This window comes from Burkholderia mycopellens (assembly GCF_964265025.1).
Taxonomy (GTDB): Bacteria; Pseudomonadota; Gammaproteobacteria; order Burkholderiales; family Burkholderiaceae; genus Burkholderia.
This window is the reverse complement of record NZ_OZ183802.1, coordinates 2,732,946-2,758,892: the sequence shown is the minus strand read 5'-3', so window position 1 is coordinate 2,758,892 and position 25,947 is coordinate 2,732,946. Positions and strand designations below refer to the sequence as shown.

At 68.1% G+C, this 25,947-nt stretch carries 23 protein-coding genes and 1 pseudogene; 16 read left to right on the top strand and 8 right to left on the bottom strand.

What is annotated here, in order from left to right:
- Positions 1–9 precede the first annotated feature (9 nt).
- Positions 10–1,059, bottom strand: a complete 1,050-nt coding sequence (locus tag ACPTTC_RS12710; RefSeq protein WP_423392677.1) for a lactonase family protein — start codon at positions 1,057–1,059, stop codon at positions 10–12.
- Positions 1,046–2,413, bottom strand: a complete 1,368-nt coding sequence (locus ACPTTC_RS12705; RefSeq protein WP_423392676.1) for an MFS transporter — start codon at positions 2,411–2,413, stop codon at positions 1,046–1,048. The genes ACPTTC_RS12710 and ACPTTC_RS12705 overlap by 14 nt, the downstream gene beginning before the upstream one ends.
- Before the next feature lie 334 nt (positions 2,414–2,747).
- On the opposite strand from ACPTTC_RS12705, the gene ACPTTC_RS12700 reads away from it, so the two are divergent.
- From ACPTTC_RS12700 to ACPTTC_RS12690, 3 genes are read left to right on the top strand one after another with little or no spacing between them, the layout of a single operon-like run.
- Positions 2,748–3,377, top strand: coding sequence for an SDR family NAD(P)-dependent oxidoreductase (locus ACPTTC_RS12700; protein ID WP_423392675.1), 630 nt, complete (start codon positions 2,748–2,750; stop codon positions 3,375–3,377).
- The gene (locus tag ACPTTC_RS12695) at positions 3,374–3,538 is read left to right on the top strand and encodes a hypothetical protein (RefSeq protein WP_423392674.1); all 165 of its coding nucleotides are present in this window, start codon (positions 3,374–3,376) and stop codon (positions 3,536–3,538) included. The genes ACPTTC_RS12700 and ACPTTC_RS12695 overlap by 4 nt, the downstream gene beginning before the upstream one ends.
- Positions 3,539–3,555: 17 nt before the next feature.
- The gene (locus ACPTTC_RS12690) at positions 3,556–4,536 is read left to right on the top strand and encodes an acetyltransferase (RefSeq protein WP_423392673.1); all 981 of its coding nucleotides are present in this window, start codon (positions 3,556–3,558) and stop codon (positions 4,534–4,536) included.
- 67 nt (positions 4,537–4,603) lie between these two features.
- Here ACPTTC_RS12690 and ACPTTC_RS12685 read toward each other — a convergent pair whose 3' ends face one another.
- A complete protein-coding gene (locus ACPTTC_RS12685; protein WP_423392672.1) occupies positions 4,604–5,002 on the bottom strand; it encodes a nuclear transport factor 2 family protein in 399 nt (132 codons plus the stop codon).
- 36 nt (positions 5,003–5,038) lie between these two features.
- Here ACPTTC_RS12685 and ACPTTC_RS12680 point away from each other — a divergent pair, with 36 nt between their 5' ends.
- The gene (locus ACPTTC_RS12680; protein WP_423392671.1) at positions 5,039–6,517 is read left to right on the top strand and encodes a cryptochrome/photolyase family protein; all 1,479 of its coding nucleotides are present in this window, start codon (positions 5,039–5,041) and stop codon (positions 6,515–6,517) included.
- A gap of 22 nt (positions 6,518–6,539) precedes the next feature.
- On the opposite strand, the gene ACPTTC_RS12675 is transcribed toward ACPTTC_RS12680, so the two are convergent.
- The 3 genes from ACPTTC_RS12675 to ACPTTC_RS12665 all read right to left on the bottom strand — a co-directional run bounded on the left by ACPTTC_RS12675 (position 6,540) and on the right by ACPTTC_RS12665 (position 8,995).
- Complete coding sequence (locus ACPTTC_RS12675) at positions 6,540–6,662, bottom strand: hypothetical protein (RefSeq protein ID WP_279613124.1); 123 nt, start codon at positions 6,660–6,662, stop codon at positions 6,540–6,542.
- A complete protein-coding gene (locus ACPTTC_RS12670; protein ID WP_423392670.1) occupies positions 6,653–7,885 on the bottom strand; it encodes an MFS transporter in 1,233 nt (410 codons plus the stop codon). The genes ACPTTC_RS12675 and ACPTTC_RS12670 overlap by 10 nt, the downstream gene beginning before the upstream one ends.
- Before the next feature lie 168 nt (positions 7,886–8,053).
- Positions 8,054–8,995, bottom strand: coding sequence for a LysR substrate-binding domain-containing protein (locus tag ACPTTC_RS12665; protein WP_423392669.1), 942 nt, complete (start codon positions 8,993–8,995; stop codon positions 8,054–8,056).
- A gap of 547 nt (positions 8,996–9,542) precedes the next feature.
- On the opposite strand from ACPTTC_RS12665, the gene ACPTTC_RS12660 reads away from it, so the two are divergent.
- Both ACPTTC_RS12660 and ACPTTC_RS12655 read left to right on the top strand, forming a co-directional pair.
- Positions 9,543–10,583, top strand: a complete 1,041-nt coding sequence (locus ACPTTC_RS12660; RefSeq protein ID WP_423392668.1) for an alpha/beta fold hydrolase — start codon at positions 9,543–9,545, stop codon at positions 10,581–10,583.
- 156 nt (positions 10,584–10,739) lie between these two features.
- Positions 10,740–11,495 (top strand): 4'-phosphopantetheinyl transferase family protein, encoded by a 756-nt coding sequence (locus tag ACPTTC_RS12655; RefSeq protein WP_423393357.1) that lies wholly within the window; start codon positions 10,740–10,742, stop codon positions 11,493–11,495.
- Between the two features lie 21 nt (positions 11,496–11,516).
- Here ACPTTC_RS12655 and ACPTTC_RS12650 read toward each other — a convergent pair.
- Positions 11,517–12,377, bottom strand: a pseudogene (locus tag ACPTTC_RS12650) (transporter substrate-binding domain-containing protein); the annotation flags it as partial.
- 256 nt (positions 12,378–12,633) lie between these two features.
- Between ACPTTC_RS12650 and hutH the strand changes: the two are divergent.
- The 10 genes from hutH (at position 12,634) to ACPTTC_RS12600 (ending at position 25,052) form a co-directional block, all read left to right on the top strand.
- Entirely contained in the window at positions 12,634–14,157 is a 1,524-nt protein-coding gene (gene hutH / locus ACPTTC_RS12645; protein WP_423392667.1) for a histidine ammonia-lyase, read from the top strand.
- A 4-nt stretch (positions 14,158–14,161) separates the two neighbouring features.
- Entirely contained in the window at positions 14,162–14,857 is a 696-nt protein-coding gene (hutC, locus tag ACPTTC_RS12640; protein ID WP_069248398.1) for a histidine utilization repressor, read from the top strand.
- Positions 14,858–14,896: 39 nt separating this feature from the next.
- Positions 14,897–16,585, top strand: coding sequence for a urocanate hydratase (gene hutU / locus ACPTTC_RS12635; protein ID WP_175972018.1), 1,689 nt, complete (start codon positions 14,897–14,899; stop codon positions 16,583–16,585).
- Positions 16,586–16,587: 2 nt separating this feature from the next.
- Positions 16,588–17,199 carry a HutD family protein gene (locus ACPTTC_RS12630; protein WP_423392666.1) on the top strand — a complete coding sequence of 204 codons (612 nt, stop codon included), beginning with the start codon at positions 16,588–16,590 and terminating at the stop codon, positions 17,197–17,199.
- A gap of 4 nt (positions 17,200–17,203) precedes the next feature.
- Positions 17,204–18,427, top strand: a complete 1,224-nt coding sequence (gene hutI / locus ACPTTC_RS12625; RefSeq protein WP_423392665.1) for an imidazolonepropionase — start codon at positions 17,204–17,206, stop codon at positions 18,425–18,427.
- Positions 18,428–18,431: 4 nt separating this feature from the next.
- Positions 18,432–19,808 carry a formimidoylglutamate deiminase gene (locus tag ACPTTC_RS12620; protein ID WP_423392664.1) on the top strand — a complete coding sequence of 459 codons (1,377 nt, stop codon included), beginning with the start codon at positions 18,432–18,434 and terminating at the stop codon, positions 19,806–19,808.
- Positions 19,809–19,867: 59 nt separating this feature from the next.
- The gene (gene hutG, locus ACPTTC_RS12615) at positions 19,868–20,665 is read left to right on the top strand and encodes an N-formylglutamate deformylase (RefSeq protein ID WP_423392663.1); all 798 of its coding nucleotides are present in this window, start codon (positions 19,868–19,870) and stop codon (positions 20,663–20,665) included.
- Between the two features lie 756 nt (positions 20,666–21,421).
- Positions 21,422–22,228 carry a gamma-glutamyl-gamma-aminobutyrate hydrolase family protein gene (locus ACPTTC_RS12610; protein WP_423392662.1) on the top strand — a complete coding sequence of 269 codons (807 nt, stop codon included), beginning with the start codon at positions 21,422–21,424 and terminating at the stop codon, positions 22,226–22,228.
- Positions 22,229–22,240: 12 nt separating this feature from the next.
- Positions 22,241–23,578, top strand: coding sequence for a glutamine synthetase family protein (locus ACPTTC_RS12605; protein ID WP_423392661.1), 1,338 nt, complete (start codon positions 22,241–22,243; stop codon positions 23,576–23,578).
- Positions 23,579–23,615: 37 nt separating this feature from the next.
- A complete protein-coding gene (locus ACPTTC_RS12600; protein ID WP_423392660.1) occupies positions 23,616–25,052 on the top strand; it encodes an aspartate aminotransferase family protein in 1,437 nt (478 codons plus the stop codon).
- Between the two features lie 233 nt (positions 25,053–25,285).
- Here ACPTTC_RS12600 and cysC read toward each other — a convergent pair whose 3' ends face one another.
- Entirely contained in the window at positions 25,286–25,828 is a 543-nt protein-coding gene (gene cysC / locus ACPTTC_RS12595) for an adenylyl-sulfate kinase (protein WP_423392659.1), read from the bottom strand.
- Positions 25,829–25,947: the final 119 nt, after the last annotated feature.

The following is a 25,947-nucleotide window of genomic DNA, read 5'->3' as shown; positions in this document are numbered from 1 at the left end:
GTCACGGCTTCAGACGATCGCGACCCAGTTCGCGCCGCGGCCGCCCGGCACGCGCGCGTGCAGCGACAGCGCGCCGTCGTCCGGCGCGATCGCATACACCGACACGTGTTCCGACTGTTCGCCGCATGCGACGAGCCAGCGCCCCGACGGGTCGATTGCGAACCCGCGCGGCTGCGTCTCGGTGGTCGTCGCGTGTGCGGGCTCGAACGTTCCGTCTTCGGTGCGGCGATAGCAGATCAGGCGGCTCGACGTGCGTTCGCTGACGTAGGCGAAACGCTCGTCGGGCGTCAGGTGCAGGTCGGCGGCCCAGACGGACGGCTCGGCGGGCGCGGGCGGCCGTGCGTGGCCTTGCGCGAGTTCGGCGACGGCCGGATGGCGTGCGCTCACGTGTGCATCGCCCAGCCGGCCGGTGTCGGGGTCGCGCGCGAACGTCGCGAGCGTGGCCTGGAATTCGCTGACGACGACGAGCTTGCGGCCGTCTTCCGCAAATTGCAGGTGACGCGGGCCGAACCCGGCCGGCACGCGCGTTTCGCCGTGTTCGAGCGCGCGCAGGCCGGCCGCGTCCTCGACGAGCGCGAAGCTGAACACGCGATCCGAGCCGAGTGAGCTGACATAGGCGAAACGATTGTCCGCCGACACGATCACCGAATGTGCGTTCGCGATGCCGCCCGCGACCTGCAGCGGCGTGCCGTCGCCGTCGCGCACGCGCGCGGCGTCGTAGAGGCTCAGCGAATTGCCGCCGTACGACGCGCCGAGCAGCCAGCGGCCGCTGCGGTCGAGCGACAGATAGGCGTGGCTGGCGTCGATCGCGGTCGCACCGATGCGTACGAGCGCGCCCGTGGCCGGGACGATGCGGAACGCGACGATCGTCGGCTGTTCGCCGCGCGTCGCGACGTACAGCCGCGCACGATCGGCCTGCACGGCGATCGGCATTGCAACGTCGGCCGCCGGGTAGCGGGCGAGCGGCGCGAGCGTGCCGTCAGTCGTGAGGGAGAACGTGGCGAGGTCGCCGTCGGCGGCATTCGAGACGACGACGGTCAGGCGGTCAGTGTTCGGCATGGCGGAGCATCGAAGCGTTCGTGAAGGATTCATCGGCCGGCAGGCCGCGCGGCGGGTCGCTGCGCCGATGGGTGCGCGCGAACAGCGCGGCGACCGCGGCGACGAGCGAGGCGATCGCGAGCGCATACAGCCCGCCCGTGATCGAACCCGTATGTTGCTTCAGATAGCCGAAGGCCGTCGGCGCGACGAAGCCGCCGAGGTTGCCGACCGAGTTGATCAGCGCGATCACGGCCGCGGCCACGCGCGTGTCGAGATAGCCCTGCGGGATCGGCCAGAACAGCGACGACGCGGCCTTGAAGCCGAGCGCGGCGAAGCAGATCGACGCGAACGACCAGACCGGCTCGTGCGACGTCGACGCGAACAGCCCGCATGCGGCGAGCACGAGCGCGACCGCGAGCCAGCGCTGCGGATGCTTCCACTTCGACGACAGCACCGCGAAGCCGTACATCGCGCCGATCGCGATCATCCACGGAATCGTGTTGTACAGGCCGACCTGGAAATCGGTGAGCCCGCCCATTTTGCGGATGATCGTCGGCAGCCAGAACGTGGCAGCGTAGATCGTCAGCTGGATCGAGAAATACAGGAAGCAGAACAGCATGATCTGCGGATCGCGCAGCAGTGCGGTGGCGCGCACCGGCACGTTCGAGCGGACGTCGCGCGTCGCGCGCTCCTCGTCGAGCGCGTTCTGCAGCGCCGTGCGTTCTTCGGCCGTGAGCCACGTCGCGTCGCGGATATGCGATTTCAGCAGCAGCCAGCTCGCGCCGCACAGTGCGACCGAGAACAGCCCTTCGATCAGGAACATCCATTGCCAGCCTTCGAGCCCGAAGCCGCGGATCGACAACAGCGCACCGGTGACGGGCCCGGACAGCACCGACGCGAACGCGGAGCCGCCGAGGAAGATCGCCATCGCCTTGCCGCGCTCCTGCGGCGGCAGCCATTGCGACAGGTACAGCACGACGCCGGGGAAGAAGCCGGCCTCGGCCGCGCCGAGCAGGAAGCGCAGCGCGTAGAACGACGTGTCGTTCCACACGAACGCCATCGCGGCCGCGACGATGCCCCACGTCGCCATGATCCGGGCAAGCCATACGCGTGCGCCGTAGCGCTGCATCAGCAGGTTCGACGGCACCTCGAACAGCGCGTAGCCGACGAAGAACAGCCCGGCGCCGAGGCCATACGCGGCCGCGCCGATGCCGATCGATGCCTCGAGGTGGCGATCGACGAAGCCGACGTTCACGCGGTCGATGTAGTTCGCGATGAACATGATCAGCACGAGCGGCAGCACGTGCCACTTCACTTTCGAGACGGCGGACGCGAGCGGGTCGGGTCCGGGCAAAGCGGGCGACGGCGGGTTCAAGCGTGTCTCCGGTCGGGCGGCGGCGGACGGGGCGGTTGCTCGCTTCTGCGTCCGGGTGGTGGTGTTTGTAGTATGTCGTCGTATGACATAGTACGCCTGAGCGCCGAGGAAGACGTCACGGGTTTACCCGGCAGTTTCTCTGGAAAAGGGGAATTTCTTGGCACTCGTCGAGTGTTCATTCATGTCTGATGACGTATGACATGGAATGAGCGTACGCCAATCACGGGATACCCGATCGCCGCCCGCGCGCGACTTCGCCGTGTATCGCGCACGGCACCTGCGGGCGGCCGGCTGACGGCCGGGCTCGCGGGACCAACGAGAACCAGGACAACCCATGTTGCTGAAGGACAAGATCGTCGTGATATCAGGGATCGGGCCGGGGCTCGGCGTGAAGCTCGCCGTCGAGGCCGTGCGCGAGGCCGCGCGCGGGGTGGTCGTCGCGGCGCGCACGATGGAAAGGCTCGACGACGTCGACACGCGGATCCGCGCGCTCGGCGTCGACTGCGACGTGCTGAAGCTGAAGATCGACATCACCGGCCGCGCACAATGCCGGCAGCTCGCGACGCATGCGGTCGAACGCTTCGGCCGGATCGACGCGCTCGTGAACAGCGCATTCGTGCACGGCACGTTTCCGGAGCCGGTGGAGAAGGCCGACCTGGATGGCTGGCGCGCGGTGTTCGACACCAACGTGTCCGGTACGATGGCGCTCACGCGGGAAGTCGTGCCGCATGTGAAGCGGCACAAGCGCGGCGCGATCGTGATGATCAGCACGCAGGCGACCCGCAAGCCGTTTGCAGGGGAAGGCGGCTACGCTGTATCGAAGGGCGCGCTCACGGTTGCGGCAAAATACCTGGCACGCGAATTCGGCGTGCACGGCATTCGCGCGAACAGCATCCACATGGGGGGATGTGGGGCGTGCCGACCCGGACGTATTTCCAGCAGGCGGCCGCCGAGTACGGCATGACGGAGGAGCAGATCATCGCGCCGATCGCGTTGAACCTCGCGCTCGCGAAGCTGCCGACCGACGACGATTGCGCGCGGGTCGCGCCGTTCCTTGTGTCGGTCGACGCGAACGCGGTGACGGGCGCGACGCTCGGCGCGAACGGCGGCGATTTCATGCCTTGACGATGGAGCAATGGATCATGCAGGACAATCAACACGCGCGGCATTTCTTCGCGTTCAATGGCGATGCGGACGGCCTGTGCGCGCTTCAGCAACTGCGGCTCGCGGAGGGCGAGCATGGCACGCTCGTGACCGGCGTGAAGCGCGACATCAAACTGCTCGAGCGGGTCGACGCGCGCGCGGGCGACATCGTCACCGTGCTCGACGTGTCGCACGACCAGAATCGCGACGCTTGCGCGCGGCTGCTGCGCGATGGCGTGACGGTCCGTTATTTCGACCATCACTTCGCGGGCGAACTGCCCGACGATGCGCGCTTCGACGCGCATATCGATACGACGGCCGACGTCTGCACGAGCGCGATCGTGAACCGTTATCTCGGCGGCCGGCACGCGCGCTGGGCGATTGTCGCGGCGTTCGGCGACGAGTTGCCGGCGCTCGGCAATGTGCTCGCGCGCGAGCATGGGCTGGGCGACGCCGAGCGCGACACGCTCGCCGAACTCGGGCTCTACCTGAACTACAACGCGTACGGCGAGTGCGTCGGCGATCTGCATTTCGACCCGGCCGCGCTCGCGGACGCGATGCTGCCTTGCATCGACCCGCTCGATTTCGTGCGCGAGACGGCCGTGTTCGCCGCGCTGCGCGACGGCTACCGCGACGACATGGCGCGCGCGTGCGCACTCGCGCCGTTGCGCGAAGTGCCCGGCGCGACGCTGGTCCGGATGCCTGATCATCCATGGGCGCGGCGCGCGACCGGCATGCTCGCGAACGAGCGGATGCGCAACGCGCCGCATGCGGCGCTCGCGGTGCTGTCTCCGCGCGCGGACGGCGGGCTCGTCGTGAGCGTGCGCGTGCCGGATGGTCGGCCGCTCGGTGCCGACGAGTTCTGTCGCGGCTTTCCGACCGGCGGTGGGCGCAAGCGCGCGGGCGGCATCAACCATCTGCCGGAAGCCGAGTTCGACGCGTTCGCCGAGCGATTCGAGGCAGCGTTCCGGCTCGATTGACGCGGCGGCCGGCTGCGATGATGCGCACGCCGTGCAGCCATCGCGCAGCGTGCGCATCGTGGCCGGATCAACCGGTCGCGCCCGCGAGCGCGGCCGGCACGTTGTGACCGTAGCAGCGCGCCTCGACGCGCTCGGCGATGCGCCAACCCCGTGCGGTGCGCACGAACTGGTCGGCGTACCACAGCCCGAGAAACTTCACCTGCGTGCCGCCGTCCGGCAGCGCGACCTCCATCGGATTGAAGCAGATCGTGCGGCCGCGCGCGGTATGGCCGTCGAGTCGGATCGACAGGTTGCCGACCATGTGCCGGTATTGCGGAAACGGCGGCAGCACGGTGCGCAGCCACGCCTTCACCTCCGGATAGCGGCCGGCGATGCCGCCCATCGCGCGATAGTCGATCGCGGCATCGGGTGTGAACACCGCGTCGTGCTCGTCGAACATCGACACCGCGCAGCGCAGCCGCGACAATACGCGTTTCTTTCCGCTTTCGTCATCGAGGTGCCTGTGCCCGCCAAGTCGTCCATTGCTCCCGCGATCGTCTGGTTCCGCGACGATCTGCGCGTGACCGACCAGCCCGCGCTGACGCGCGCGGTGGCGTCGGGCCGGCCGCTCGTGTGCGTATTCGTCGACGACACGGGCGACGGCGCGGGGCGCCCGCCGGGCGGCGCGGCGCGCTGGTGGCTGCACGGGTCGCTGGCCGGGCTCGACGCGGCGCTGGTGCGTCATGGCGGACGCCTGCTGCTGTTGCGCGGCGACGCGCCGCGCGAGATCGAACGCATCGTGCACGACACGGGCGCGCAAGCCGTGTACTGGAACCGCCGCTATGCGCAGCCGCAGCGCGACGCCGACGCGGCGCTGAAGGCGTCGCTCAAGGCGCGCGGCGTCACGGTCGAGAGCAGCAACGGCAGCCTGCTGAACGAGCCGTGGGAGGTGCTGACGGGCAGCGGCGGGCCGTACCAGGTGTTCACCGCGTACTGGCGCGCGGCGCGCCGCGACCGCACGGTCGCCGCGCCGTTGCCGGAGCCCGAGCGGATCGCGTTTCATCCCTGGCCGAAAGCCGTGCGTGACCGCGCTCTGGCACTGGACGCGCTGGCTTTGCGTCCGCCGGTGCCTGATTGGGCCGGCGGCCTGCGTGATGCGTGGCCCGCGCCCGACGAAGCCGGGGCGCACGCCCGGCTCGACGCGTTCCTGACGACATCGCTCGCCGGTTATGCGGACGCGCGCGACCTTCCCGACCGTCCCGCGACGAGCCGGCTTTCGCCGTTCCTGCGCTTTGGCAACGTGTCGCCGCGACAGGTGTGGCACGCGGTGCAGGGCGCTGCGAGTGCAGGCGGCGCGGCGGTCGCCGCGGACACCGACAAATTCCTGAGCGAGCTCGGCTGGCGCGAGTTCAGCTACACGCTCCTGTACCACTTCCCGGCGCTCGCGACCGACAATTTCCGCGCGCAGTTCGATGCGATGCCGTGGCGCGACGATTCCACCGCGTTGCACGCATGGCAGCGCGGGCTGACCGGCTATCCGCTCGTCGATGCGGGCCTGCGCGAACTGTGGACGACCGGCTGGATGCACAACCGCGTGCGGATGGTCGTCGCGTCGTTCCTGATCAAGCATCTGCTGATCGACTGGCGCGCGGGCGAAGCGTGGTTCTGGGACACGCTGGTCGACGCCGATCCCGCGAACAACGCGGCGAGCTGGCAGTGGGTGGCCGGTTGCGGCGCCGACGCCGCGCCGTATTTCCGCATCTTCAATCCGGTCGCGCAGGGGCAGAAGTTCGATCCCGACGGCGCGTACGTACGGCGCTGGGTGCCCGAACTCGCCGGCCTCGACAACACATCGATCCATGCGCCGTGGGAAGCCTCGCCGCTGGAACTCGACGCGGCTGGCGTGCGGCTCGGCGTCGACTATCCGGAACCGCTCGTCGAGCATGCGGCCGCGCGTGCCCGTGCGCTCGATGCGCTGGCCGCGTTGCCGAAGCGCCGCTGACCTCGTGCTCCGGGTTGCCGCATCAATTGCAGAACGCGACGTGTTCGAGCAGCGCGTACGCGACGCCAGAACCGAAATAGGCCGCGCCGCACCACGCGACGAATGCAAGCGTGACGGCAGCCAGCGCCGCGCGGATCATGCCCATGCCGCGTTGCCCGATGCCGGACGCGCGACGCGCGCGTCGTCGATCGGCAGGTGCAGCAACGCCGCGAGCACGCCGAGCGCGATCGAGCCGATCCACAGCGGCATGTACGAGTGTGTCGCGTCGTACACGAGCGCACCCAGCCAGACGCCGAAGAAGCTGCCGAGCTGGTGCCCGAAGAACACGAAGCCGAACAGCGTCGCGATGTAGCGCACGCCGAACACCTGCGAGATCACGCCGTTCGTCAGCGGCACGGTGCCGAGCCACGTGAACCCCATGACGGCTGCGAACACATAGACGCTCGCGGGCGACAGCGGCGCGGCGACGAACACCGCCATCGTGAGCGCACGCACGAGGTACAGCACCGACAGCACGTACTTGCGCCGCAGCAGCCCGCCGAGATGGCCGCACGCATAGGTGCCGGCCACGTTGGTCAGCGCGATCAGCGCGAGCGCGACGCTCGCGTGGCGTGCCGCCAGCCCGTGGTCGAGCAGGTAGGCGGGAAGATGCGTCGCGATGAACGCGAGCTGAAAGCCGCACGCGAAGAAGCCCGCGTTCAGCAGCCAGAAGCCGCGATGCGCGAACGCCTCGCGCACGGCTTCGCCGATCGACTGGTCGGGGCCGGCGGTGGCGCCGGCAGCCTGCGCGGGCCGGTCGCGCAGCAGCACGGAAAGCGGCGCGAGCAGCACCGCGACGAGCGCCAGCGCGATGAACGCATGCCGCCAGCCGATGCCGCCGATCAGCTCCTGCGCGACGGGCACCATGCAGAACTGGCCGAGCCCGCCGATCGCGCCGGCGACGCCAAGCGCCCAGCCGCGCCGGTCGGGCGGAAACAGGCGGCTCAGCGCGCCATAGATCGACGCGAACGCCGAGCCCGACAGTGCGATGCCGATCACGAGCCCCGCGCCGATCGTGAACATGCCGGCCGATGCCGCATGGGCCATCGTGACGAGCCCGGCCGCGTAAAGCAGCATCCCGGCGACGATCACGCGCAGCGAGCCGAAGCGATCGGCGACCATCCCCGTGAACGGCTGCGCGATGCCCCAGATCAGGTTCTGCAGCGCCAGGGCGAGTCCGAACGCTTCGCGCGACCAGCCGTGGTCGAGCGACACCGGCGCGAGGAACAGGCCCTGCACGTGGCGGATGCCGAGCGCGGCGCCCATGATCAGGCCACCTGCCAGGACGGGCAGCCAGCGGCGGCGAACTTCCTGCTCGATCGGGGTCATGCGTGTCTCCGGATGAGGGCGCGCGGCAAAACGGCCGCGCTCGATCCGATTAGACGATCGGGCCCGTCGTCGCTCAAGCAATCATTCGGTCAGGTTGGCATGCGTGCAGGGAATGCGAGGCGGGAGCGCTCGGAAACGGCCAGGCTTGTTTGCAAGGACCGCGCCCGCTTACGCCGACGCCGTGTCGTGCGCACGCATCGCGGCATCGCATTCGGCCGCTTCGGCGAGCATCCAGTCGCGGACGTCGGCCACTTCGCGGCGCGGGGCCGGATCGTGCTGGAACAGCCAGTAGCCATACGCATCCGACAGTGCCTGCGTGTGCGGCCCGAGCAGCGCGAGCCGCCCGTCCGCGAGCATCGGCGCGACGAGCGCGAGCCGGCCGAGCGCGACGCCCTGGCCCGCGATCGCGGCCTGGATCACCTGGTCGTACTGGTTGAAGCGCAGCACGCCTTTCGGGCGCGCGTCGCCGAGCCCGGCCGCGTGCAGGTGCGCGCGCCACTGCAATTGCGGCTGCGGCGGCCCGTCGAATTCGAGCAGCACGTGGTCGGCGATCGCGGCTGCGTTCGTGACGGGCCGCGCGGCGAGCGCCGGATGCGCGACCGGCACGACGATCTCGTCGAACAGGCGCAGTGCGCCGGCCGGCGCGCGGTCGCGCGGACAATAGCGGATCCCGAGGTCGATGCCTTCGGTGCGCAAATCGAGTACCTTGTCGTTCGCGGCGACGCGCAGGTCGATCTCGGGCAGGCGCGCCTGCAGCCGCCCGAGCCGCGGCAGCAGCCACAGTGCGGTGACGCCGATGCTCGCGGTGATCGTGACGGGCTGGCGCTCGCGCGCGGCGGCGAGCGACGCGACGGTGTCCTGCAGGCCGTGCAGTGCCGCATCCGCGACGCGAAACAGCCGCTCGCCTTCCGGCGTGAATGCGATCTTCCGGTAGCCGCGCTGCAGCAGCGCGACGCCGAGATGCGCTTCGAGCGCGTGCACTTGGCGGCTGACCGCCGATTGCGTGACGCACAGGTCCTGCGCGGCGAGCGTGATGCTCATGCGGCGACCGACGGCGACGAAACCGCGGACGAGGTCGAGCGATGGGAGACGGACGAGCGGCGTTGACATGCGCGTGACTCATGCGAACGGAGCAGCAAGATTGGTTGAGAACGCGGGCCGCGTCAAGTTCAATGGAGGCAGGCGTGGGGGATGGGGCAGGTGTTGGTCGGTTGACGCCCCGGCTGGGCTGTGAAGCATGGGCGTGAGTTGGCCTGAGGCGTTGACCTGGATGGATTGTGGGGCGTGGGGATGGAGTAAGCGCTGAAGCGCTAACTTCACCCAGCTACGCCATGGGACCGACGTAAGCGCTAAAGCGCTAACCGCGGTCGACCGCCGTGGGGGGGAGTAAGCGCTGAAGCGCCAACTCCATCCAGCCGCGCCATGGGACCGCAGTAAGCGCTAAAGCGCTAACTGCGATCGACCGCCGTGGGGGTGGAGTAAGCGCTGAAGCGCTAACTCCACCCAGCCACGCCATGGGACCGCAGTAAGCGCTAAAGCGCTAACTGCGGTCGACCGCCGTGGGGGTGGAGTAAGCGCTGAAGCGCTAACTCCACCCAGCCACGCCATGGGACCGCAGTAAGCGCTAAAGCGCTAACTGCGGTCGACAGGAGACAAGATGACAATTTCGAACGAAGGCAGCGAGATGGCACAGGACACCCGCGCGGCGGACGCATTGCCACCCGAGCCGGTGACGTTGCACGCGGCCGACGGCTATGCATTGCGCGGCCATGTGTGGCGCCATCGCGGTGGCAGCGTCGCGCGGCCCGTGACGGTCATCAATTGCGCGACTTCGGTGCGTTGCGACTACTACTTTCGTTTTGCAGCCTGGCTGTTCGCACAGGGGCGCGACGTGCTCGTCTATGACTATCGCGGCATCGGCGGGTCGCGCCCGGCGCAGCTCGCGAAGCTGCGCGCGAACTGGCTCGACTGGGGGCGGCTCGATTGCGAAGCCGCGCTGCAATACGCGCGTGACGCGTTTGCGGGCCAGCCGATCGACGTCGTCGCGCACAGCATCGGCGGGTTCGCGCTCGGGCTCGCCGCCTCGAACGTTCACGTGCGACATGCGGTAACGGTCGGCGCGCAGTATGCGTACTGGCGCGATTACTTGCCGGCCGAACGGCGACGTATGTGGTGGAAGTGGCATGTCGCGATGCCGGCGCTCGCGGCCGTGTTCGGCTATGTGCCCGCGAAGCGGCTCGGCTGGATGGAGGACACGCCGCGCGGCATCGCGTTGTCGTGGGTGCACTCGCAAGCGCGCTTCGAGGAGGGCTATACGAGCGGCCCGCTCGCCGAACCCGCCGCGAGTCGCGCCGCGTTGCCCGCCCGCTTCGCGGGACTGTCGGCGCCGATGCTCGCGATCGGCCTCGACGACGACGGGTTCGGCACGGTCGAGGCGATCGAGCGGCTGGTCGGCTATTACACGGGCAGCGACGTCACGCATCTGCGGATCGCGCCGGCCGACATCGGCGCCGAAGCGATCGGCCATTTCGCGTTTTTCCACAGCCGCTTCAACGACACGTTGTGGCCGCTGGCACTCTACTGGCTGCAACACGGCGTGCTGCCGGCCGATGCACCGGGCAACGTGCATGCGATTCACCCAGCATCGCGCGGGCGTGGGCACGGCAGCGGTGTGCCAGGCGTTGCCGCGAACGGGTGACAGAGGGCGGCCGCCTAACGCGGGCGCATGCCGGGAGGACAAACGTCAGCGCGGTGCACGGTGCCGGCACCATTGACGCCGGCGGGTCGCAACGGCTCGCCGTACCGCGTGATCGATTAACATCGGACGTTTCGTTCCACAGGCCGCCGCATGTCGATGCCCGTCCCGCCCGATTTCGCTTCCCCGTCCGACACACCTCGTGCCTGGAGCGTGCACGAACTTGATGTGCCGCCTGCTGCGGCGCGCGCCGGCGTGCGGCTCGCACGTGTCGATTTCGACTGGCGCGTGCCGCTTGCATCGCCCGCGTATGCGGCACTCAGCGATGACGAGCGGGCACGGGCCGCGCGCTTCATGCGGCATGAAGATGCGGTGCGCAGCGCCACGACCCGCGCCGCGCTGCGCGACGTGCTCGGCACGGCCCTCGGCATCGCGCCGCAGGCGGTGGCGATCGCCATCGATGCATCGGGGCGGCCGTCGCTGGACAGCGCGCATCGCGCATCGCTCGACTTCAACGTGTCGCATGCGGGCGACCATGCGTTGCTTGCGTGGGCACCCGCGGGCCGCGTCGGCGTCGATATCGAGAGCTGCAATCGCGCGGCCGACTGGCGCGCGCTGACGCGCGAAGTCTGCGCACCGGCCGAGGCCGCCTATCTCGACAGCCTGCCGGCGGCCGCGCGCGCCGGCGAATTCATGCGCGTCTGGAGTGCGAAAGAGGCGCTGCTCAAGGCACTCGGCACGGGCATCGTCGGCGGGCTGAGCGCGTTCGCGGTCGTGCCGCCGCGCGATGTCGCGACTCCGGCGACGACGATCGTCGATCCGGCAGCGCCCGCCGCCGGTGTCGCGGCGTTTGAGGCGGCATGGCTCGACGCGGCGTCCGGCTACGCGGCGTGCGTCGCGTGGACGCGTGCGTGAGCCGGGATCAGCGCGCGGCGCTCATTCGAGCGGCGCGTCGTTCGGCGCCGCGTCGCGCGCCTTGATCACGTCGTTCATCGCGAAGTCGAACGACAGCCCCTTCGGCGGCGCCGGCTTCGTGAACCACGTGTCGTACAGCGCGTCGATCTCGCCTTCATCAACTGCGTAAGCACGCCGTCGACGAGCGCCTTGAACGGCGGATCGTCCTTGCGCCGCATGAACCCGCAGGCTTGCGACGATTTCAGCGTGCCGACGATCTGCCAGTCGGCCGGCTCCACGGCGAGCTGGCGCACGCCCGCGAGCAGCACGTCGTCCGTCATGTACGCGGCCGCGCGGCCGGATTCGAGCGTGACGCGTCCTTCGCGCTGATGATCCGCATGTTCATCTTCTTTTCCTCGTTCATCTTGCGCAGCAGGCGCCCGGACGTCGTGCGCTGATCGGTTACGACCGTCTTGCCGTCGAGGTCGGGAAAGTCGCGGATGCCCGAGCGCATGAGTGTGAGCGAGCGCGTCGCCGCAACGAAGCCGACGGTCGAGAACGCGACCTGCGCGTGACGTGCGGCGAGGTTCGTGGTGACACCGCATTCGAGCTCGACGGTGCCGTTCCGCACGAGCACGATGCGGTTCTGCGACGTGACGGGGACGAAGCGCACCTGCAGGTCGGGCTTGCCAGTGCGCGCCTTAACCGCGGCGATCACGCGGTCGCACAGGTCCTGCGAGAAGCGACGACCTTGCCGTTCGCGTCGGCGCACGAGAACGGCATCGACGTTTCGCGGTGGCCGATCGAGATCAGGTTGCGCTGCCGGATCTTATCGAGCGTACCCGGGAGCGGCTCCGCGGCGAGCGACGCGCCGCATGCGAGTGTGCACGCGATGAAGAGCAGGGGGGCGGCCGAACCGGGTGGCGAATCGTCATGGGAATGACATGACGGTCTGCGTGGCGAATGGCGATCCATCTGTTGAAAGATGCGAAACAAGTGAAGCAAATGTTAAGGGCCGGATCACGCGGACCGATGCGGCGGGGCGCGCCGGACATCAGGGAAACTCCCAAGTCGAAATCGATGAAAAACGGGTTGTCTAGACAAGTTGGCGTGGCTACACTTCAATCCATTCCGAACTTGTCTAGACAGGATTGCTCACATGATTACGTTGACCCCCGGCCGCCTGACCCTCCCGCAACTGCGCCAGATCGCACGCGAATCCGTGCAGCTGACGCTCGATCCGGCCAGCTTCGCGAAGATCGACGCCGGCGCGAAGGCCGTCGCCGACATCGCCGCGAAGGGCGAGCCGGCCTACGGCATCAACACGGGCTTCGGCCGCCTGGCCAGCACGCACATCCCGCACGACCAGCTCGAACTGCTGCAGAAGAACCTCGTGCTGTCGCACGCGGTCGGCGTCGGCGAGCCGATGGCGCGCTCGTCGGTTCGTCTGCTGATGGCGCTGAAGCTGTCGAGCCTCGGCCGCGGCCACTCGGGCATCCGTCGCGAAGTGATGGACGCGCTGATCAAGCTGTTCAACGCGGACGTGCTGCCGCTGATCCCGGTGAAGGGCTCGGTCGGCGCATCGGGCGACCTCGCGCCGCTCGCGCATATGTCGGCCGTGCTGCTGGGCGTCGGCGAAGTGTTCATCCGCGGCGAGCGTGCGAGCGCGCTCGACGGTCTGCGCGTCGCGGGCCTCGCGCCGCTGACGCTGCAGGCGAAGGAAGGCCTCGCGCTGCTGAACGGCACGCAGGCCTCGACCGCGCTGGCGCTCGACAACATGTTCGCGATCGAAGACCTGTACCGCACCGCGCTCGTCGCGGGGGCGCTGTCGGTCGACGCGGCTGCCGGCTCGGTGAAGCCGTTCGACGCCCGCATTCATGAACTGCGCGGCCATCAAGGCCAGATCGACGCCGCCGCGTCGTATCGCGAGCTACTCGACGGCTCGCCGATCAACCAGTCGCACCGCGACTGCGACAAGGTGCAGGATCCGTACAGCCTGCGCTGCCAGCCGCAGGTGATGGGCGCGTGCCTGGACCAGATGCGTCACGCGGCCGACGTGCTGCTGATCGAAGCGAACGCCGTGTCGGATAACCCGCTGATCTTCCCGGATACCGGCGAAGTGCTGTCGGGCGGCAACTTCCACGCGGAACCCGTCGCATTCGCGGCCGACAACCTCGCGCTCGCCGCCGCGGAAATCGGCGCGCTGGCCGAACGCCGCATCGCACTGCTGATCGACGCGACGCTGTCGGGCCTGCCCCCGTTCCTCGTGAGGGACGGCGGCGTGAACTCGGGCTTCATGATCGCCCACGTGACGGCGGCCGCGCTCGCATCGGAAAACAAGACGCTCGCGCACCCGGCATCGGTCGACTCGCTGCCGACCTCGGCAAACCAGGAAGACCACGTGTCGATGGCGACGTTCGCCGCGCGCAAGCTCGCCGACATCGCGGACAACACGAAGCACATCCTCGCCATCGAACTGCTGGCCGCCGCGCAAGGCGTCGACCTGCGTGCGCCGCACCACACGAGCCCGAAGCTCGCGCCGGTGATGGAGACGATCCGCAGCAAGGTGGCGCACTACGAACTCGACCACTACTTCGCGCCGGACATCGCGGCGGTCGCGAAGCTCGTCGGCGAGCGCGCGTTCGCGAAGGTCGCACCGTTCTCGTTCGCATCGGAACAGTAAGCCAATGAGCGCGCCGGTCTACCAGGAGATCAAGGATTTCATCCTGGCCCGCATCCACGCCGGCGAGTGGGAGGAGGGCGACCAGGTGCCGTCCGAGAACGAGCTGGCGCGCGAATTCAAGGTGGCGCGCATGACCGTCAACCGCGCGCTGCGCGAGTTGACGGCCGAGCAGGTGCTCACGCGCATGAAGGGGGCGGGCACCTACGTCGCGCGGCCGAAGTACGAGTCGACGCTGGTGGCGATCCGCAGCATCTCGGAGGAAGTCGGTGCACGCGGGCATGCGTATCACGCCAGCGTGCTCGGCCTCGACACGATCCGCGCCGACGACGCGCTCGCCGACGAGATGCAGGTGGCCGTACGCACGAAGCTGTTTCATTCGCAGGTGCTGCACTTCGAGAATGACGAACCCGTGCAGCTCGAAGAACGATGGGTGAATCCGGCGGTCGCGCCGGATTACGCCGAGCAGGATTTCACGAACACGACGCCGAACCTGTACCTGATGCGCGCGGCTCCGCTGCAGCGTGTCGAGTACCGGATCGAAGCGGCGGCCCCGGCGCCGGAGCGGCGCGAGCAGCTGCGGATGGACGACGTCGAGCCGTGTCTGGTTTTACATCGACGCACCTGGTCGCAGGGCGTCGTCGCCTCGGTGGCGAATCTGTGGCATCCCGGCAGCCGTTATCGCTTCACCGGGCATTTCTGATTCCTATTTGATATTCATTTTCCTTCGGGAGCAGTCGTCATGAACCATCCGAAACACATCGATCCCCGTCTCGATCCCACGCGCACGATCCGCGCGCCGCGCGGCAGCGAGAAAGTCTGCAAGACCTGGCTGGCCGAAGCGGCCTACCGGATGATCCAGAACAACCTCGATCCGGAAGTCGCCGAGCATCCGCATGCGCTCGTCGTGTACGGTGGCATCGGTCGCGCGGCGCGCAACTGGGAATGCTACGACCAGATCCTCGCGTCGCTGAAGGATCTCGAAGAGAACGAGACGCTGCTGATCCAGTCGGGCAAGCCGGTCGGTGTGTTCCGCACGCACAAGGATGCGCCGCGCGTGCTGCTCGCGAACTCGAACCTCGTGCCGCACTGGGCGAACTGGGATCACTTCCACGAGCTCGATCGCAAGGGCCTGATGATGTACGGCCAGATGACGGCCGGCAGCTGGATCTACATCGGCAGCCAGGGCATCGTTCAGGGTACCTATGAAACGTTCTTCTCGGTCGCGAACCAGCACTTCAACGGCGATCCGTCGGGCCGCTGGATCCTGACGGGCGGCCTGGGCGGCATGGGCGGCGCGCAACCGCTGGCCGCGACGATGGCCGGCTTCTCGATGATCGCGGTCGAATGCGACGAGACCCGCATCGACTTCCGCCTGAAGACGCGCTACGTCGACAAGAAGGCGACGACGCTCGACGAGGCGCTCGGCATGATCGAGGAAGCGAAGCGCACCGGCAAGCCGGTGTCGGTCGGCCTGCTCGGCAACGCGGCCGACGTGTTCGCGGAACTCGTCACGCGCGGCATCACGCCGGACTGCGTGACCGACCAGACGAGCGCGCACGACCCGATCAACGGCTACCTGCCGCAAGGCTGGAGCGTCGCGCAATGGCGCGAAGCGCAGAAGGTCGATCCGCAGAGCATCGTGAAGGTCGCGAAGCAGTCGATGGCCGTCCAGGTGCGCGCGATGCTGGCGCTGCAGGAACGCGGCGCGGCGACGCTCGACTACGGCAACAACATCCGCCAGATGGCGCTGGAAATGGGTGTCGAGAACGCATTCGACTTCCCGGGCTTCGTACCGGCCTACATCCGCCCGCTGTTCTGCGAAGGCAAGGGGCCGTTCCGCTGGGTCGCGCTGTCCGGCGATCCGGAAGACATCTACAAGACCGACCAGAAGGTGAAGGAACTGATCCCCGACGATCCGCACCTGCACAACTGGCTCGACATGGCGCGTGAGCGCATTGCGTTCCAGGGCTTGCCGGCACGGATCTGCTGGGTCGGCGTGAAGGATCGCTATCGCCTCGGCCAGGCGTTCAACGAGATGGTCAAGAACGGCGAACTGAAGGCGCCGATCGTGATCGGCCGCGACCACCTCGATACGGGGTCGGTCGCCAGCCCGAACCGCGAGACGGAATCGATGAAGGATGGTTCGGACGCAGTCAGCGACTGGCCGCTCCTGAACGCACTGCTGAACACGGCAGGCGGCGCATCGTGGGTGTCGCTGCACCATGGCGGCGGCGTCGGGATGGGCTTCTCGCAGCACTCGGGCGTCGTGATCGTCGCCGACGGTACCGCCGAAGCGCACGAGCGTCTTGGCCGCGTGCTGCTGAACGATCCGGCGACGGGCGTGATGCGCCATGCGGATGCCGGCTACGAACTCGCGCAGCAGACGGCCCGCGAAGCCGGCCTGAAGCTGCCGATGCTCGGCCGCTGAGCATGACGGCGCTCCACCAGGCGCCGGTGAACGCGATGCTGATCCGCGCCGCGGATCTCGTCACGTCGCCATGGAAGAACGGCGGTGGCGTGACGCGCGAAATCGGCGCGTTCCCGCCGGGCGCCGCGCTCGACACGTTCGCGTGGCGCGTGAGCGTCGCCGACGTCGGCACGGCCGGGCCGTTCTCGCGTTTCGACGGCATCGACCGCACGCTGGTGCTGCTGTCCGGCGCGGGCATGACGCTCGCCGAGGAAGGCGGCGCCCGCCACGTGCTCGACGCACCGCTGACCCGCGCGGATTTTGCGGGCGAGGCGGCGATCGACGCGACGCTGCACGACGGCGCGACGCGCGACTTCAACCTGATGACGCGCCGGTCGGCCGCGCACGGCGCGCTCGACGTGTGGCGCGCAGGCGCGCACCGCATCGAGCATGCCGATACCGTGCTGCTGTTTTGCGCGGCCGGTGCGGTCGGCGTTGAAATCGACGGCACGCACTACACACTGGAAGAAATGGACACGTTGCGGCTCGACGGGCCGCGGCGTGCGTTTGACGTCGTCGTGAGCGGCAGCGGCGCGTTGCTCGCCGTGTCGCTCGCCATCGGCGAACGAGACTGAACGCATGAAACCGACTGTCTGGCATCACCTGAGGCTGTGTCCGCACGGCCATCCTGACGAGACGATCGACGACGCGGCGATCGCCGTCGACGAAACCGGCACGATCGTCTGGCTCGGCGCACTGTCCGCGCTGCCGCACGGTTATGCCCACTGGCAGCGCGAGGATCTGCACGGCGCGTGGGTGACGCCGGGCCTCGTCGACTGCCATACGCACCTCGTATACGGCGGCACGCGCGCCGACGAATTCGCGCAGCGTCTCGCGGGCGTCAGCTACGAGGAAATCGCGCGGCAGGGCGGCGGGATCGTGTCGACGGTGCGCGCGACGCGCGCGGCCGACGAGACGACGCTGTTCGTGCAGGCCGCCGCACGCCTGCAGCCGTTGCTCGCCGAAGGCGTGAGCGCGATCGAGATCAAGTCGGGCTACGGGCTCGACCTCGCGAGCGAACGCAAGATGCTGCGCGTCGCACGCCAGCTCGGCGAGCGCTTTCCGGTCACCGTCTACACGACGTTCCTCGGCGCGCATGCGCTGCCGCCCGAATATGCGGGCCGCGCGGATGCATACATCGACGAAGTGTGCGACCGGATGCTGCCGGCGCTGGCCGACGAAGGCCTCGTCGACGCGGTCGACGTGTTCTGTGAGCGCATCGGCTTTTCGCTCGCGCAGACCGAGCGCGTGTTCGAGGCCGCGACGTGGCGAGGGTTGCCCGTGAAGCTGCATGCGGAGCAACTGTCGAACGCGGGCGGCACGGCGCTTGCCGCGCGTTATCGCGCACTGTCCGCCGACCACCTCGAATTTCTGGACGAAGCCGGCATCGAGGCGATGAAGGCGGCGGGGACGGTCGCCGTGCTGCTGCCCGGCGCGTATTACTTCATCCGCGAGACGCAACTGCCGCCGATCGAGTTGCTGCGCAAGCACGGCGTGCCGATCGCGCTCGCGACCGATCACAATCCCGGCACGTCGCCGCTCGAATCGCTGCTGCTGACGTTGAACATGGGCTGCACGCTGTTCCGCATGACGGTGCCCGAGGTGCTGCAAGGCGTCACGCGCCATGCGGCCGCGGCGCTCGGCCGCGCGGATCGCCACGGCGCGCTCGAGGTCGGTCGCCAGGCCGACTTCGCCGCGTGGTCGGTGGGCTCGCTGGCGGAGCTCGCCTACTGGATCGGCCGGCCGCTGTGCGAGCAGGTCGTACGCGGCGGCACGACCGTGTTTCGCCGGATGAATGGATAGCCTCATGACCGACACCACGTTGTTTGCTGACCATGCGTACCTGCCCGATGGCTGGCGCCGCAATGTGCTGCTGCGCTGGGACGCGGCCGGCACGCTGACCGAAGTGACGCCCGATACCGACGCGCCGGCGGGCGTCGCGCGCGCGGCCGGGCCGGTGCTGCCGGGCATGCCGAACCTGCATTCGCACGCGTTCCAGCGCGCGATGGCGGGGCTCACCGAATACCGTGCGAATCCGGCCGACAGCTTCTGGAGCTGGCGCGACCTGATGTACCGCTTCGCGCTGAAAATCACGCCCGACGCGCTCGCTGCAATCGCGCGCTGGCTGTATGTCGAGATGCTCAAGTGCGGCTACACGTCGGTGTGCGAATTCCACTACGTGCATCACACGCAGGACGGCTCGCGTTATCCGCAGATCGCGGAACTCGGCACGCGCGTGATCGACGCCGCGCGCGCGGCCGGCATCGGCATCACGATGCTGCCCGTGTCGTACCAGTTCGCCGGCTTCGGCGACAGGCCGCCGCGTGACGACCAGCGCCGCTTCATCAACACGCCGGACGGCCTGCTCGAGCTGCTCGACGCGATGCGTCGCGTGGCACCGGAGCACGGCGGGCTGCGCTACGGCGTTGCCCCGCACTCGCTGCGCGCAGTATCCGAGAACGGGTTGCGCGTGCTGCTGAATGGGCTGCCCGTCGATGCGCCCGTGCACATCCATATCGCCGAGCAGACGGCCGAAGTCGACGACTGCGTGCGCGCCTACGGTGCGCGCCCCGTGCAATGGCTGCTCGATCGCTTCGACGTCGATGCGCGCTGGTGTCTCGTGCACGCGACGCACGTCGACGCCGCCGAAACGGCAGCGCTCGCGAAGCGTCGCGCGGTCGCGGGCCTGTGCCTGACGACCGAAGCGAACCTCGGCGACGGCGTGTTCCCGGCCGTCGACTATCTCGCGCAGGGCGGCGTGATCGGCGTTGGTTCGGACAGCCACGCGTCGGTCGACTGGCGCTCGGAATTGCGCCTGCTCGAATATGGGCAACGGCTCGTGCATCGCGCGCGCAACGTGCTGGCGAGCGATACGCAGGCGCATGTCGCCGATCGCCTGTTCGACGCTTCGCTTGCGGGCGGCGCGCAGGCCAGCGGGCGGCGCGTCGGTGCGCTGCGCGAAGGGTGCCGCGCCGACTGGCTCGTGCTCGATCCCGATCATCCGGCGATCGCCGAACACGACAGCACGTCGTGGTTGTCGGGTATCGTGTTCGCGGAACACGGCGAGACGCCGGTACTCGACGTCTACACGGGCGGCGAGTGCGTCGTGAGCGGCCGCCGTCATCGCGACGAAGCGCTCGCGTATGCCGATTACCGCGCCGCGCTGGCGCAACTGCTGCGCTGACGCGCGCAACCGGCGCACGCCGCAAGCGTGCGCCGGCAGACCTCCAACGGTGATGCGACATGATTGAACAACCGGCTGTATTCACGCTGAAGCAGGGCACGCTGCCGCTGCTGATCTCGATTCCGCACGCGGGCACGCACATCCCCGCCGACATCGCCGCGACGATGACGGCCGACGCGCGTTTCGTCGACGATTGCGACTGGCATCTCGAACGGCTGTACGGATTCGCGGCCGACCTCGGCGCATCGATCCTCGTCCCGTCGCACGCGCGTTACGTCGTCGACCTGAATCGTCCGCCCGACAACGAGAACCTGTACCCGGGGCAGGACACGACGGGGCTCGTGCCGGTCGATACGTTCGACAAGGTGCCGCTATATCCGGCGAACGCGCTGCCCGGCAACGACGAGATCATGCGTCGCCGCGACCGCTACTGGCTGCCGTATCACGAGGCGCTGCAAAGCGAGGTGGCGCGCCTGAAGCGCGAGCATGGCCGCGTGCTCGTGTGGGAAGCGCATTCGATCCGCTCGCACGTGCCGCGCTTCTTCGACGGCCGCCTGCCTGACTTCAACTTCGGCACGTCGAGCGGCGCGAGTGCCGCGCCGGGCCTGGCAGAGGCGCTGGCCGCACGCGTGCTCGAACATGGCGGCTACACGGCTGTCGCGAACGGGCGCTTCAAGGGCGGTTACATCACGCGTCACTATGGCGTGCCCGATACCGGCGTCGAGGCCGTGCAGCTCGAGCTCTCGCAGATCACCTACATGGAAGAGACGCGTCCTTACACGTATGACGAAACGCGTGCGGCGCGGATTGTGCCGCTATTGCAGACGCTCGTCGAGACCGCGCTCGCGTATCGTTGAACGCGGGCCGCTCGGATGCGGCAGCGCGGTGGCGCAGGTGCGCCGCAGCCCGCCGGCACGCAGCCTGCCGCACCGATGCAATGCATCACACGGCATCGATCCAGGGGATCGATGCCGTTTTTTTCGTGTGGCTTTCGTCTGACCGATGCCGTCATCGGCACCTGAAAATTTGACGCCATTTTTAGGTGATATAAGCTGAATGTCAGGAAATCGTCACGCGCACTTGCGGCGGGGCCATCGATCGTGGCTGTACCGCGCCGGAATGCGCTGCGAGACACCTCGCCGACGTGTCGCCGCGCGGCATTGCCGCTTGCGCTTCATCGCGACACGTGTCCTGCATTCATCAGTCAGTCGAGTACGATCGTGAAAGCCGCCAGCCCTTCGATACGCCGGACGCGAAGTCCGTCGGCGGGCGCGCCGCCTCAGGCCGGGCCGATCCGGCATGCTGATCGCGGCACGCGTGCCGCCCCTTTGCGCAAGCCTCGTTGCTTCGCCATTTCCCATCGCGGCTTGCGCCGCTTCAATCTCGTGACCGCGCACGTATTCAGCGCGGTGCAGTGCGACGGCAGCGCATCGTTGTTGCCCTAGCGTCGTTTTCCGCTTCCGTTCCGAGTCGCACCGCCTGTTGCCGCATCGTCCGCGCGGCAGGATCGCGCATGGGCATGCGCCGCGTCGTGGTGCGCGCGTGCGGCGCCGGCGCGACCCATCATCCTCCCGCGTGCGGACTTATCGCGCGCGATTTCCGGAGAGACACCCATGCGTGCGCGCCCGATCGTAGCCGTCACCGCCGACCGCATCCTGCGCGGTGCGCATCCGAACCACACAGCGGGGGAGAAGTACCTGGCCGCACTCGTCGACGGCGCCGGCGCGCTCGCCTTCGTGCTGCCCGCGCTCGGCGCGCGCCAGCCGGCCGACGCGATCGTCGCGGCGATCGACGGGTTGCTGTTGACCGGCAGCTATTCGAACGTCGAACCGCATCACTACGGCGGCGCCGCGAGCGCGCCCGACACGCTGCACGATCCCGCGCGCGACGCGACCGCGTTGCCGCTGATCCGTGCGGCGATCGATGCGGGCGTGCCCGTGCTCGCGATCTGTCGCGGCATGCAGGAGTTGAACGTCGCCTACGGCGGCACGCTGCATCAGCGGCTGCACGCGACGACCGGCTTCGACGATCACCGCGAGCGGCCCGCCGATCCGCTCGAACGGCAGTACGGTCCCGCGCATGCCGTACGGTTCGCGCCCGGCGGCCTGCTGCAGCGGGTCGCGCACGGCGCGCAGGAGGCGACGGTCAATTCGCTGCACGACCAGGGCATCGCGCAGCTCGGCGCGGAGCTCGTCGTCGAAGCCAGCGCACCCGACGGGCTGGTCGAGGCCGTCAGCGTGCGCGGCGCACGCGCGTTCGCGCTCGGCGTGCAGTGGCATCCCGAATGGCGCTACGCGGAACAGCCGCTGTCGCGCGACATCTTCGCGGCATTCGGCGCGGCGTGCCGCGCGCGCATGACGCATCGCATTCATGCAGCCGGTGGCGCGATTTCGTCGCCGGCCGCATCCGACGTCGACTGATAGAGGCCGATCATGCAACCCGAACTGAGCGAATTCCTGCGACAGCACCGCATCACCGAGGTCGAGGCGATCATTCCCGACATGGCCGGTATTGCGCGCGGCAAGATCATTCCGCGCAACAAGTTCGAATCCGGCGAATCGATGCGCCTGCCGCAGGCCGTGATGGTGCAGACCGTCACCGGCGACTATCCGGAAGACGGCACGCTGACCGGCGTGACCGATCCCGACATGGTGTGCGTGCCCGATCCGTCGACGATCTGCCTGATTCCGTGGGCCGTCGATCCGACCGCGCAGGTGATCCACGACTGCGTGCACTTCGACGGCTCGCCGGTCGAGATCTCGCCGCGCTACGTGCTGCGCCGCGTGATCGACCTGTACAAGGCGAAGGGCTGGCAGCCGGTCGTTGCGCCCGAACTCGAGTTCTATCTCGTCGACATGAACGCCGATCCCGACCTGCCGCTGCGTCCGCCCGTCGGCCGCACCGGGCGTGCGGAGACCGGCCGGCAGTCGTATTCGATCGAGGCCGTGAACGAGTTCGATCCGCTGTTCGAGGACATCTACGAATACTGCGAGATGCAGGGGCTCGACATCGACACGCTGATCCACGAGGTCGGCGCCGCGCAGATGGAGATCAACTTCATGCACGGCGATGCGCTGTCGCTCGCCGACCAGGTGTTCCTGTTCAAGCGCACCGTGCGCGAGGCGGCGCTGCGTCACAATATGTACGCGACCTTCATGGCGAAGCCGATGCAGGACGAGCCGGGCTCGGCGATGCATATCCACCAGAGCCTGGCCGATGCGCGCACGGGGCGCAACCTGTTCTCCGACGAGGACGGCGCCGTGTCGCCGATGTTCCACAGCTATCTCGCGGGGCTGCAGAAGTACACGCCCGCGTTGATGCCGATCTTCGCGCCGTACATCAACTCGTATCGCCGCCTGTCGCGCTTCATGGCCGCGCCGATCAACGTGCAGTGGGGCTACGACAACCGCACGGTCGGCTTCCGCATCCCGCAGTCGGACCCGTCGGCGCGCCGTATCGAGAACCGGATCCCGGGCGTCGACTGCAACCCGTACCTTGCGTTCGCCGCGACGCTCGCGGCCGGCTATCTCGGCTTGATCCAGCAGCTCGCACCGACCGAGCCGATCGCGTCGGACGGCTACAACCTGCCGTACCAGCTGCCGCGCAATCTCGAGGAGGGCATCTCGCTGATGGCGGCCTGCGCACCGCTGGCCGGCATTCTCGGCGACAAGTTCGTGAAGGCCTACCTGGCGCTGAAGGAAACCGAATACGAAGCGTTCTTCCGCGTGATCAGCTCCTGGGAACGCCGCCATCTGCTGCTGCACGTGTGAGCGTGCACACAACCGAATACGGAATCACGGAGGAAACATGACTTACCGCAACGAATCTGCCTGGATCCAGCCGGCCGCGCCGAGCGCCACGGCCGCAGCGCCCCGCGCGACGCAGGCGCGCACGACCGCCGAATACCGCGCGCTCGATGCCGCGCACCACATTCACCCGTTCTCCGACATGGGCGCGCTGAACCGCGCGGGCAGCCGCGTGATCGTGAAGGCCGATGGCGTCTACCTGTGGGATTCGGACGGCAACAAGGTGATCGACGGGATGGCCGGCCTCTGGTGCGTGAACGTCGGCTACGGCCGCAAGGAACTCGCCGACGCCGCGTATCGCCAGATCCAGGAACTGCCGTTCTACAACACGTTCTTCAAGACCACGCACCCGCCGGTGATCGAACTCTCCGCGATGCTCGCGGAAGTCACGCCCGCCGGCTTCAACCACTTCTTCTATTGCAACAGCGGCTCGGAAGGCAACGACACCGTGCTGCGCCTCGTGCACCAGTACTGGCGCGTGCAGGGCCAGCCGCAGAAGAAATATGTGATCTCGCGCAAGAACGGCTATCACGGCTCGACGATCGCCGGCGGCACGCTCGGCGGGATGGGCTACATGCACGAGCAGATGCCGTCGAAGGTCGAGCACATCGTGCATATCGACCAGCCGTATTTCTTCGGCGAGGCAGCGGCCGGTGAAACGCCGGAAGCGTTCGGCCTGGCCCGCGCGCAGCAGCTCGAAGCGAAGATCCTCGAACTCGGCGCGGAGAACGTCGCCGCGTTCATCGGCGAGCCGTTCCAGGGCGCGGGCGGCGTGATTTTCCCGCCGTCGACGTACTGGCCGGAAATCCAGCGGATCTGCCGCAAGTACGACATCCTGCTGGTGGCCGACGAAGTGATCGGCGGCTTCGGCCGCACCGGCGAATGGTTCGCACACCAGCATTTCGGTTTCGAGCCGGACCTGATCACGATGGCGAAGGGCCTCACGTCGGGCTACGTGCCGATGGGCGCCGTCGGCATTCACGAGCGCGTGGCGCGACCGATCATCGACAACGGCGAATTCAACCACGGCCTCACGTACTCGGGCCACCCGGTTGCCGCGGCCGTCGCGGTCGCGAACCTGAAGCTGCTGCGCGACGAAGGGATCGTCGAGCGCGTGAAGAACGATATCGGGCCGTACTTCCAGCGCCGGCTGCGCGATGCGCTGGGCGGCCATCCGATCGTTGGTGAGATTGCGGGAGCGGGGCTGGTCGCGGGCGTTCAGCTTGCGCGCGACCGGAATCGGCGCGAGCGGTTCGGTGCGAACGTCGATATCGGCACGATCTGCCGCGACTTCTGCTTCAACGGCAACCTGATCATGCGCGCGACCGGCGACCGGATGCTGCTGTCGCCGCCGCTCGTGATTCGCGAGGCGGAGGTCGACGAGATCGTCGACAAGGCGAAGCGCGCGTTCGATGCGACGGCGGAGCGGGTGGGGTAGTCGTGCGACACGTCGCCCAGGGTTCGTGCGGCCGCAATGGCGCGGAACGCATGTGGAATGTGTCCCGATCGGGATCTGACGCGCGCCGCCCGACCGCCGAGCGGTTTTCTTGCGACGGGGCGTGACGTTCCCGGGCACGGAGGATGTCCGTCAATCGTGTCGACCTTTGAGGTGGCACGATCAACGGAGCACAGTGCGTCGTTGTTCGGATGCGTGGTAACGAAGGGGCGGGATTACGCGTGCGCGAATCGCTGCCGTTCGAAATTCATGACGAGCGCGACCGACGATGCAATATCCATCGATCCCGTGTCGACGACGAGATCAGGCGCGGTCGGTACTTCATAGGGATCCGAGATGCCGGTGAATTGCGTTGTCTGGCCGGTGATCGCCTTCGCGTAAAGCTGCTTCGGATCACGTGCGGAGCAAGTGGCGATATCGGTTTTCAGGTAGACCTCGACAAACCGGTCCGCCCCCACGATCTGTCGTGCCCGCTGCCGGTCGGCCTCGTAAGGCGAGATCAGCGCGACGATCACCATGAAGCCCTGACTATTGAGCAACCTGGCGATCTCGGCGGTGCGGCGGCAGTTCTCGGTACGATCTTCCCGCGAGAAGCCGAGATCGGGAGAAACACCTGCCCGCAATTCATCGCCGTCAAGGATGCACGTCGGAATATTGCGTGCGCGCAACTGCGCCGCAATTTCGCGAGAGAGGGTTGACTTGCCGGCGCCGCTCAGACCGGTAAGCCAGAGTGTGTAGTCGTTATGCTCTGGGGACATGGGTGTGCAATCTCTATCGCCAACTCTCGCCATCGCAAGTCATGATTTCGTGCCTAAATGCGATGCCGATTCGGCCGGCTGTTATTTGGTGTAAGGATTCTATGCATCTGGATTTCTAC

Coding starts and splice junctions, on each gene's coding strand:
- ACPTTC_RS12710 (WP_423392677.1), bottom strand. CDS start 1,059: ATGCCGAACACTGACCGCCTGACCGTCGTCGTCTCGAATGCCGCCGAC.
- ACPTTC_RS12700 (WP_423392675.1), top strand. CDS start 2,748: ATGTTGCTGAAGGACAAGATCGTCGTGATATCAGGGATCGGGCCGGGG.
- ACPTTC_RS12695 (WP_423392674.1), top strand. CDS start 3,374: ATGACGGAGGAGCAGATCATCGCGCCGATCGCGTTGAACCTCGCGCTC.
- ACPTTC_RS12690 (WP_423392673.1), top strand. CDS start 3,556: ATGCAGGACAATCAACACGCGCGGCATTTCTTCGCGTTCAATGGCGAT.
- ACPTTC_RS12675 (WP_279613124.1), bottom strand. CDS start 6,662: ATGGGCATGATCCGCGCGGCGCTGGCTGCCGTCACGCTTGCATTCGTC.
- ACPTTC_RS12670 (WP_423392670.1), bottom strand. CDS start 7,885: ATGACCCCGATCGAGCAGGAAGTTCGCCGCCGCTGGCTGCCCGTCCTG.
- ACPTTC_RS12665 (WP_423392669.1), bottom strand. CDS start 8,995: ATGTCAACGCCGCTCGTCCGTCTCCCATCGCTCGACCTCGTCCGCGGT.
- ACPTTC_RS12660 (WP_423392668.1), top strand. CDS start 9,543: ATGACAATTTCGAACGAAGGCAGCGAGATGGCACAGGACACCCGCGCG.
- ACPTTC_RS12655 (WP_423393357.1), top strand. CDS start 10,740: ATGCCCGTCCCGCCCGATTTCGCTTCCCCGTCCGACACACCTCGTGCC.
- hutH (WP_423392667.1), top strand. CDS start 12,634: ATGATTACGTTGACCCCCGGCCGCCTGACCCTCCCGCAACTGCGCCAG.
- hutC (WP_069248398.1), top strand. CDS start 14,162: ATGAGCGCGCCGGTCTACCAGGAGATCAAGGATTTCATCCTGGCCCGC.
- hutU (WP_175972018.1), top strand. CDS start 14,897: ATGAACCATCCGAAACACATCGATCCCCGTCTCGATCCCACGCGCACG.
- ACPTTC_RS12630 (WP_423392666.1), top strand. CDS start 16,588: ATGACGGCGCTCCACCAGGCGCCGGTGAACGCGATGCTGATCCGCGCC.
- hutI (WP_423392665.1), top strand. CDS start 17,204: ATGAAACCGACTGTCTGGCATCACCTGAGGCTGTGTCCGCACGGCCAT.
- ACPTTC_RS12620 (WP_423392664.1), top strand. CDS start 18,432: ATGACCGACACCACGTTGTTTGCTGACCATGCGTACCTGCCCGATGGC.
- hutG (WP_423392663.1), top strand. CDS start 19,868: ATGATTGAACAACCGGCTGTATTCACGCTGAAGCAGGGCACGCTGCCG.
- ACPTTC_RS12610 (WP_423392662.1), top strand. CDS start 21,422: ATGCGTGCGCGCCCGATCGTAGCCGTCACCGCCGACCGCATCCTGCGC.
- ACPTTC_RS12605 (WP_423392661.1), top strand. CDS start 22,241: ATGCAACCCGAACTGAGCGAATTCCTGCGACAGCACCGCATCACCGAG.
- ACPTTC_RS12600 (WP_423392660.1), top strand. CDS start 23,616: ATGACTTACCGCAACGAATCTGCCTGGATCCAGCCGGCCGCGCCGAGC.
- cysC (WP_423392659.1), bottom strand. CDS start 25,828: ATGTCCCCAGAGCATAACGACTACACACTCTGGCTTACCGGTCTGAGC.